The 3,550-nt window shown below is 49.4% G+C and carries 3 protein-coding genes; 1 reads left to right on the top strand and 2 read right to left on the bottom strand.

What is annotated here, in order from left to right; translation table 11 throughout:
• The first annotated feature begins 826 nt into the window (after positions 1–826).
• On the top strand, positions 827–1,255 hold the full coding sequence (gene uspC / locus FDX01_RS09485) for a universal stress protein UspC (protein ID WP_137399685.1): 429 nt from the start codon (positions 827–829) through the stop codon (positions 1,253–1,255).
• Between the two features lie 17 nt (positions 1,256–1,272).
• On the opposite strand, the gene otsA is transcribed toward uspC, so the two are convergent.
• Entirely contained in the window at positions 1,273–2,694 is a 1,422-nt protein-coding gene (gene otsA, locus FDX01_RS09480; protein ID WP_137399684.1) for an alpha,alpha-trehalose-phosphate synthase, read from the bottom strand.
• On the bottom strand, positions 2,669–3,472 hold the full coding sequence (gene otsB / locus FDX01_RS09475) for a trehalose-phosphatase (RefSeq protein WP_137399683.1): 804 nt from the start codon (positions 3,470–3,472) through the stop codon (positions 2,669–2,671). Before otsB ends, otsA begins: the two co-directional genes overlap by 26 nt.
• Between the last annotated feature and the right edge of the window lie 78 nt (positions 3,473–3,550).

The following is a 3,550-nucleotide window of genomic DNA, read 5'->3' as shown; positions in this document are numbered from 1 at the left end:
TAAAACACTATCAGTAAGTTGGAGTCATTACCATTATTTGCATCCATAATAACCAACATTATTTTTATGCGGCGTAACCGCACCCCGTGATGTCGCCGGGAAGGCCCGGTAAAAAAAAAGCAAAAGGTCAAATACATAGCAGCGTTACGGCTTACGCGTTGTGTAAACATCCCTTTTTAAGAAGGCCGCGTTCCTTACAAGCTCACATCAATTCTTACAAATGCCTAAGATTTTTCCTAATTCGACGCAACTCTACCCGCCGCCAGTTACACATACAACGGAACCCTGCTGCGAATTTAAAGAATATGTGACGCAGATCACATAAACCAGCTAAACGTTTAACATAAATCCATCAGCACAGCTTTTATTTTGGTTATTTTATAGCCAACAACTCACTCTATCGATTCCATACACCCGAATATTCTTGCAATAAAAGCGAATAGTCTTTTGTTTACGACAGTTAATATCACCGCGCGAAATAACGAGCGAGATCACAGATTTACAATAAACTGCTTTCTCACTTTATATCTTTATAAACAATGAGTTAAATATTTAACCTCATTAACTAATACCGTCAGGTAACGATATGCAAAATGTTAATTTATGTTTGTTTTTTATTAACATATTGTTTTCATTAGCCAAGAATTTCACTTAAATTGATTGAACAGATTTTCAGCTTTTGTGATCTGATTATTCTATTTATAAGAATAATTAATGAATAATCATGATGACATTCACACTATTACAGTATGAAAAATTGCAGTATGAAAGAAGCGAGAGTAACGCTAAAAGTCCTCTCATAATTCTTGTATTTAAGGAGCGAGTTATGAGCTACATGCACATTCTTGTCGCTGTTGCCGCCACCCCCGAAAGTCACCAGTTGTTAGCAAAAGCCGTTTCAATTGCGCGCCCTGTCAATGCGCGCATTAGCCTGGTCACCCTGGTCTCCGATCCCGAACTGTATAACCAGTTTGCGGCCCCCATGCTGGAAGACCTGCGTGAGGTAATGCAAGAAGAGACGCTGAATTTTATCGATAAACTCACCCAGCAGGCGCAGTACCCCATTGAGCATACCTTTATTACCTATGGGGCACTCAACGAACATATACTGGATATCTGCCGCAAACACGCCGTCGATCTCGTCATTTATGGCAACCATAATCGCAGCTTCTTCTCGCGAGCATCCTGCTCGGCGAAAAGCGTGGTCAGCGCCAGCGAGGTCGATGTGCTGTTGGTGCCGCTGGCAGGCGATTAATGGCCATATCCTCGTCGTCAGGCCAATTTAGGAAAGTCAGCTACGGTGTCATGCGGTTGGCTTTCAGCATGACGTGGCGTGATCTTTTTTAAATCGCGGATAAAGTGAGCCTGCCAGTTGTCGATATCGTTTTTAACGATAATGTCCAGCATCTCAGCGTGGCGGGAAATACGCTCAGCAAGCGGCATGGTTAGCGCGCGGTTTAATGCACCCGCAACATCATCTCTGTCATAGGGATTAACGATCAGCGCCGAGGTCAGTTCATGTGCTGCCCCGGCAAATTGTGAGAGCACCAGCACGCCAGGATTGGCGGGATCTTGCGCTGCCACAAACTCCTTAGCGACCAGATTCATGCCATCGCGCAGTGGCGTCACTAACCCAACATCCGAGTAGCGGAAAATTTTCATCAGCAATTTACGATCAAAATACTGATTCAGATAATAAAGCGGCGTCCAGCCCAGCTGCCCATACTTGCCATTGATGCGCCCGGCTTCAGTCTCCAACTGGTGGCGAATATCCTGATAGGCCTGCACTTCTTCACGCGACGTCGGCGCGATTTGGGTATAGCGAATTTTACCGTGGTGCTGAGGGTAATGCTCCAAAAGGGCCTCGTAGGCCTGAAAACGCTCCGGCAAGCCTTTGGAGTAGTCCAGTCGCTCAACCGAAAAAATATTCTGCACATTTTTTAGCTCGGCCTTGAGCTGCGCCATTTTCGGCGGCAGTGGCCCCGCCGCCTGGCGGGCAATTTCATCGGGTTCAATGCCGATAGGATAAACCTGGGTACGGAACACCTTTTTCCATGCCTGATGATGATTGTCGCCCCGCGAGGTGACTCGGGTTTGTGCACTTAGCGCATCAAGAAACGCCTGACGGTCGTTTTCGGTCTGGAACCCCAGTAAGTCAAAATCGCACAGTTGCTCAAGCAGCACATCATGCGGGGGCAATGCGTTGAATATCTCCGGCGTCGGGAACGGAATATGCAGGAAAAAACCGATACGATTGTTCACGCCGCGTTTCCGCAGCTCGCTGGCAAACGGTAATAAATGATAATCATGAACCCAGATGATGTCGTCATCATTCAGTAAGGGCCGCAGTTTCTCAGCCAATAATGTATTGACCCGCTGATAGCCTTCCCAAGCCGGGCGCTGAAATTGCACCAGATCCAGGCGATAGTGGAAAGCAGGCCATAAAACGGCATTCGAAAACTGGCAGTAATACTCTTCGTAATCCTGCTCACTCAGATTAAACGATGCCCAGGTGATATTGCCGCGGGTGACTTTTTTTAGTGGTTGGTCTTCATTACCCGTCTCACCGCTCCAGCCAAACCACAGCCCCCCCGCCGTTTTCAATGCCCCCAGCACACCGACCGCCAGGCCGCCAGCACTGCCTTTGTCATCCGGTGAGGCAATTCGATTAGAGACTACGACTAAACGACTCATGGCCATCTCTCCTGTCATTCGTTGCTTTTTGGTCTTGCTGCGGACAGTTGATCTGCTCCAGCCAGCGCCAGACATCTGTTACGCCCGCCAGACGCCACATCGCCTGGGTCGCGCCGCTCCCCACCTTTACGGAAATGCCGTCAGCGCGGTTTACCACCGCGAAACCCGCCTCATCGGTTAAATCATCACCAACAAAAACAGGGGTGCGCCCGGCAAAAGGGGCTTCCTGCATAAATGCAGCAATCGCTTCCCCTTTGTTCGTCCCCTTTGGTTTTATCTCAACCACACATTTTCCGGGCTGCAGGGCGAGCTGGGGCCATCGGCGCGTGATGCGTTCAGCCAGCGTCAGCAGCGCCGCCTCATGCTGTGGGGCCTGTCGATAATGCAAAGCAAACGCCATGCCTTTTGTTTCTAACGTCGTACCGGGCATGTTCGCCAGTGCAGCATGCAATAGCACGCTAATGTCGTGTTCGACGTCCTGAGGAAGCCGGACAATGTGGGTGTGACCCTTGATGTCGCGGCGCTCAGCCCCGTGCACGCCGGCAAGCGGAAAACGTATGGGATGAGTGAGTGCGTCAAGCTCAGCCATTGAGCGCCCTGAAATCAATGCCAGTGCTCCCGCATTGTGCGTCGCCAGGCGATGTAGTAATTGCAGGATCGTCTGCGGGACGGTGACCTGATCGGGATGCGGTTTTATCTCAGCTAATGTTCCGTCGAGATCAAAAAAATAAGCACAGTTTGCGGATAGTTCAGGGGGTACGGTTCGCGATACTGTCACCCGGTGCTCCTCCTTATCTTCATGCAGCTTGAGGTATGACGGGTATAAGTATAGACAGTGTGACCAGGCTCGCCATTT

The organism is Citrobacter sp. wls613 (assembly GCF_005281195.1).
GTDB classification, from domain to species: Bacteria; Pseudomonadota; Gammaproteobacteria; order Enterobacterales; family Enterobacteriaceae; genus Citrobacter; species Citrobacter gillenii.
This window is presented reverse-complemented; position numbering and strand designations above follow the sequence as displayed.